This window comes from Alkalibaculum bacchi (assembly GCF_937875145.1).
Lineage (GTDB): Bacteria > Bacillota > Clostridia > Eubacteriales > Alkalibacteraceae > Alkalibaculum > Alkalibaculum bacchi_A.
The window spans coordinates 1-4,638 of sequence record NZ_CALNCS010000105.1 but is presented as its reverse complement, the minus strand read 5'-3'; the positions used below and the strand labels follow the sequence as shown (position 1 = coordinate 4,638).

At 37.5% G+C, this 4,638-nt stretch carries 6 protein-coding genes; all 6 read left to right on the top strand.

Annotation, left to right across the window (positions count from 1 at the left end; all coding sequences use genetic code 11):
- The coding region (locus Q7P22_RS14955; protein WP_369695504.1) for a recombinase family protein at positions 1 to 157 on the top strand (157 nt) is incomplete at its 5' end.
- Positions 158 to 443: 286 nt separating this feature from the next.
- Complete coding sequence (locus tag Q7P22_RS06860) at positions 444 to 644, top strand: helix-turn-helix transcriptional regulator (RefSeq protein ID WP_303862332.1); 201 nt, start codon at positions 444 to 446, stop codon at positions 642 to 644.
- A 43-nt stretch (positions 645 to 687) separates the two neighbouring features.
- A complete protein-coding gene (locus Q7P22_RS06855) occupies positions 688 to 1,854 on the top strand; it encodes an HNH endonuclease (protein ID WP_303862329.1) in 1,167 nt (388 codons plus the stop codon).
- Positions 1,854 to 3,050, top strand: coding sequence for a DNA cytosine methyltransferase (locus tag Q7P22_RS06850; RefSeq protein WP_303862326.1), 1,197 nt, complete (start codon positions 1,854 to 1,856; stop codon positions 3,048 to 3,050). Before Q7P22_RS06855 ends, Q7P22_RS06850 begins: the two co-directional genes overlap by 1 nt.
- Before the next feature lie 87 nt (positions 3,051 to 3,137).
- The gene (locus tag Q7P22_RS06845) at positions 3,138 to 3,818 is read left to right on the top strand and encodes a hypothetical protein (RefSeq protein ID WP_303862324.1); all 681 of its coding nucleotides are present in this window, start codon (positions 3,138 to 3,140) and stop codon (positions 3,816 to 3,818) included.
- Positions 3,819 to 3,868: 50 nt separating this feature from the next.
- Positions 3,869 to 4,309 carry a hypothetical protein gene (locus Q7P22_RS06840; RefSeq protein ID WP_303862321.1) on the top strand — a complete coding sequence of 147 codons (441 nt, stop codon included), beginning with the start codon at positions 3,869 to 3,871 and terminating at the stop codon, positions 4,307 to 4,309.
- The last annotated feature ends 329 nt before the right edge of the window (positions 4,310 to 4,638 follow it).

Here is a 4,638-nt window from a genome sequence, read left to right as displayed (position 1 = left end):
CAAAAAAGAAGTTTTACGTGTTGCCGCTTACTGCAGAGTCAGCACAGCTTATGAAGAAAACAATGGTGAATTGCCGATGTATCTTATGGAGAATAATCATGAGACCATTATAAGTAAGGAGATATTCCAGGAAGCTCAGCGCAGAAAATCGTCATAGGTCCATTGAACTCGTTCAGCTAAAGCTGAACATCGGAACTTCGGTGGAGGACTCTACCCCCACCGAAGCAGGTATAAGGAACCCCCACTTATAGAAGTGGGGGTCTCATGAATTAGATCAAGCGCAAGCGTGTATACCTCTTCCGAAGCTTTCAGGCGAAAGCTACTGTTTAGAACAAAACACTAGAGCGAAAATATATTCATGATTATAAATTTCTTGTTGATTAAAGCTCTTGCCCATGATACAATGCAAACAAGTGTTCTGTACAATGTGATGTGGTGCGAGAATGGCGATAAGCTATAATAAACTTTGGAAATTGCTTATTGATAAAAAAATGAATAAAAAAGACTTACGTGTAGCCGCTGGTGTTAGTACCGCAGTTATCGCCAAACTAGGTAAAGGAGAAAATGTTTCAACTGATGTTCTTCTTAAAATTTGCAAGGCCCTTAACTGTGATATATCGGATATTATGGAGATTGAAAATTAATAATATTTAAATTTTTTGAATTACAGGAGATAGGAGGGTGACTATGTGGCGGTGGGATCAAGGACGACTACTGTATTTTCAATTTGATGTTCTAAAGAGTGTAGCGAAAGTCCTTGTTAAATTTAATGGGGTAAAAATTAGGGATTGTGAATCTACTTTTCGTAATGAGTTGACAGATTCTACTGGTATGCCATTTGCTCCTAATCATTATACCGTTCTGCGTAATTACAAACGAGTATTTGAGTGTTCATTCTTGGCTACCGTTGTGGATGAGCATTTAGTTGTTTCTGATTACTGTAGGGAATTAGCTAAAGATGACGGATGTTTTAGCAATACAGATGACTTTTTGTTGAGTTACATAAGTAGATTCCGTTTTCCTTTTCCGGCTTTTGATAATTATGATGTTGCACAGATGCAAATCTATCCATTCTGTGCCATTATAAAATATCTTATTGCTTTAAATAACACAGACCGCCAGGCATGTATTTCGTTGGATGAAATATTCCATATAATCATTGCAAATAACTGCACAGGGTTTGAAGATCTTGAGTTTTATTATCGCTTAATGCCAAAGACCTATACTATCTTAGAAGCTGAAAGACGACAGCTACGGGAGATGGTTATTTTTATTAGCCAGTTAAGTATTTTGAAAGTTTATAATGGCCGTCTATGGCTAGATATTACTAACCCTTCAGCGTTAGTAGAACTAGTTGATAAGTTTCTTTCTCCTGTTGGTAGTGTTCCAAAGGTCTCTCGTAGCGAAGAATTTCTTTCCATCACACGAATAGTTGGCAGTATTGTTCTGCCAACTATTGAAGTGTTTTCTTCTGATGTTGCTGATATAGAGTTTATTGAGGGCAAACGTAAAAGGGTTGAACATTTTAGAGTTGACAGAAGTCCGCTTTTACGCAGATATTATATTGAGCATAACCATACGCCAATTTGTGGAATGTGTAAAATGGATGTGTCCATTAAGTATCCATGGACGGACTATATGCTAGATATACATCATTTATTACCGCTATCGTCTAGTATTGCCATAACAACAAAAGGCACTTCATTAAGTGATATTGTAGGGCTATGTCCTACTTGCCATCGTAGTATTCATATCTATTACATAAAATGGCTAAAACGAAATGGACAGGATGATTTTCTATCGCACACGGAAGCGATGGATGTTTACCTGTCTGCAATAAAGGAGATTGTCTAATGGATGTGCTAAAGAACAAAATAACCTTATCTATGCAAAAAAAAATTCTTGATGACTGCTTTAGAAAAGATATGCCGCTTGCAGAGATTCTAACTCAGAAAGGACTGAACTATGATTCATTGCGGTATTGCGATTATTCAGATATCATACCATACTATGAAGAAAACGAGATTTTAGATGATAAAGAGAAGCTTCATGATTCAATACCTGCAGTTAGTTTTTTTTCAGGAGCAGGCGGGCTAAATATAGGGTTTGAGTATGCTGGATTTAATAATCTTGTATCAATTGAGTTTAATGAGGTGTTCTGCAATACCTTAAGAGGCAACAACCCCAATAAAAAAGTTATTGGACCCCCGGATAATAACGGAGATGTCAGAGAAAGAGAAATTGTTTCATCCGAATTAGAGAAGATAATCGGTACAGCAAAACCTTTTGATGGAGTATTTCATGGGGGTCCTCCTTGCCAGCCTTTTAGTATTGCTGCTAACCAACGGTTTTCGAAAGACAGTGAAAACTTTAAACGACAAGGATTTGATGACGAAGAAAAAGGAGAGTTGTTATTCGATTACTTGTGGTATATTAAGAGGTTTCGACCTAAAGCATTCCTAATTGAAAATGTAGCAGGTATTGAGGACTGCGATGATGGTGGCAAGATTAAGAATGCTCTTGATGAAATTGCGACACTTGGTTATACAATTTCACCGCCTAAGATAATTAATGCAGCTTATTATGGGGTTCCCCAGAACAGAATGCGTTGGATAAACATCGGTACACGCATGAATAAAGCCATAGACTTCCCCTTGCCTAACGATTATGTGACAGCCTGCTTTAATACTTTTGGGCGTAGCTTAAAAGATGTGGAGAATCACCAGACACGCAAACATAATGCTGAATCAGTAAAACGTTACATGAAATTAGCTTACGGTACCCGTGATAAGTTGGGACGAGTAGATAGGTTAAATCCATATCTTCCATCGAAAACTGTTATCGCTGGCGGAACAAAAGGTGGAGGGCGTTCACATTTACACCCATACTCCCCACGTACAATTTCTGTGAGGGAATGTGCTCGCCTTCAGACGTTCCCAGATACATACATTTTTACAGGTTCAACGGCAAGGCAGTTTACCCAGGTAGGCAATGCAGTACCCCCGTTATTGGCATATAAAATCGCCATGAAAATTAGAGAAGGGCTATAGATGATAAAGGAAGGTGCACGAATTAAGGTCAATCCCATGCCAGAATTTCTATCAAGACTACAAAATGAATGATGGTAGGGGATCCTGTTGAGGGGCAAGACGACTTTTAAACATGAGAAGGATGTAAAAAAGTGGTTGGAGAGATTGACGAAAAACGAAAAGTATCCATTCTCGACCCCTGCCCTGCGAAAGGAGCTGAAACACACGTTCTGGCTCCTTGACAGAGTTGCCAGTGCAAAGGCTCTGGCGAAGCTGCTCAGTAATGATGCTGCGTTTATGCATCACAAGATAGTAATCGCCGCTGGTGACGGCAGGGATCTCACTGAGGAATCCGAAGATTTTGTCTCAAATGAAAAGAGCTACGATAAGGTGCGTAAGGCTATCGCTGAAAACGAGTATACAATCACAATCAGCGTCGGGCAGCTTACTACCGGCGTGACCATTCCAGAATGGTCAGCGGTGATGATGCTGAGCAATGTATCCAGTCCAGCTCTATATATGCAGGCTGCATTCCGTTCACAGAACTCATATCACTACGAAGAAAAAGGCAAGTACTACAAAAAAGAAAACGCATATATTTTCGATTTTGCTCCTGACCGCACGCTGGTTATGTTCGATGATTTTGCCAACAAACTGGTTGGTGATGGAAGCGCTAGTGACAAGGAGCGTCCAGAAAATATTAAAAGGCTGCTCAATTTCTTTCGCTGCTGGTATAATGCAAATAGTTGGTGGAGATTACAAAATCGAATGGATATCTACTTATTTTGATGATCCAACAGATCAAATTGCTATACAGAGAGGAATAGATTATTTTAAAAATGGAGAGTTTAATTAAAAAGAGAATTCTTAAAATACTTAAAATTCTTTTATTATCTATCTTGTCAATTGTATTATTTTTCTGTATTGTTATTGATATCCTCAAATTTGCCATAACAGAAAAAGTACCACCAGATATTTCTTATACAGAGATAATAGATGAAAGAATTGACGGCTCATTAAAATTGTATGATGATAATCGTAATAATAGATATTGGCTGGTATTCAATAAAGAGAACAAATCAAAATTGATTCTTTTTACTGGAGATATGCGGGCATATGTTTATGTTACGCCAGTAGGGAAAAATGAAATAGAAATATATTACGATTATCTTGATGATTTGGTTTACCCTAGAGAAGATGAGAGTTTTATACTTGATCTCTCAAAAAACGATACCCACAATATATCTTTTATTCGAAGAGTAATTCAATCGGTATTTTGAGATCTCATAATACTTTTTGCTATAGCATTATGAAAACGCATTAGTATATAAAAAGTACATATATCCCTGGTAAATTTTTTACCAAGGGATATTTTTTTCTTGGTAAAGAACAAGCAGCCGATATAATAAAATTATTTTAAAATAGGTTATCGCTTCTATTATTTTCAAGTGTTATTCTAAAATAGCTACTTGTGCAATGGCAAACAGATCAAGGGATGAATCAGATCCAGTGCATGTATACAATCCGGCTTAAGTCTGCTATTAATAAATAACTCAACTTTCCCAAATCAGCTTACTTAGAAGTGTTTTGGGATACTCTTACCGATATA

Coding starts and splice junctions, on each gene's coding strand:
- Q7P22_RS06860 (WP_303862332.1), top strand. CDS start 444: ATGGCGATAAGCTATAATAAACTTTGGAAATTGCTTATTGATAAAAAA.
- Q7P22_RS06855 (WP_303862329.1), top strand. CDS start 688: ATGTGGCGGTGGGATCAAGGACGACTACTGTATTTTCAATTTGATGTT.
- Q7P22_RS06850 (WP_303862326.1), top strand. CDS start 1,854: ATGGATGTGCTAAAGAACAAAATAACCTTATCTATGCAAAAAAAAATT.
- Q7P22_RS06840 (WP_303862321.1), top strand. CDS start 3,869: ATGGAGAGTTTAATTAAAAAGAGAATTCTTAAAATACTTAAAATTCTT.